Below are 388 nucleotides of genomic sequence, written 5' to 3' on the forward strand. Positions count from 1 at the left end.
AGCGGGCACGCCGCCCCGCATCGCATCGGACGGCACACGCACCGCCGCGGCAGCAGCCTGTGCCGCGCCACCGCCATGCAGCAGTTGAACAGCCGGCGCGGCCCAGCGCGCCTGCGGTTCCTGCGCCAACTGCGCCAGGCTGCGCGTGCCTGCGACGAACTCGCGCAGATGCGATTCGTAGAACAACCCGCTGCGGTCCACCGCCTGCGCCAGCGCCCCGGCGAGCGTGGCGACGTTCGCCGGCTGCCGTGCCGAAGGCCACAGCGGCGCGGTTGCGCGCAGCGGCCCCGCGTCCGGCCACTGCGCCAGCAGCGCGCCGATCAGGCGGGCCGCCGGGGACAGGCGCGCGGCCGGGGGCGCCGGCGGCTCCTGCGCAGCCGCCGCAGCG

The 388-nt window shown here is 78.1% G+C and carries 1 pseudogene; it reads right to left on the bottom strand.

The annotated features are described in order from the left end of the window. Positions 1–388: pseudogene (locus APY03_RS42570) on the bottom strand (flagellar hook-length control protein FliK); the annotation flags it as partial.

The organism is Variovorax sp. WDL1, from assembly GCF_001541225.1.
Classification (GTDB): domain Bacteria; phylum Pseudomonadota; class Gammaproteobacteria; order Burkholderiales; family Burkholderiaceae_C; genus Variovorax.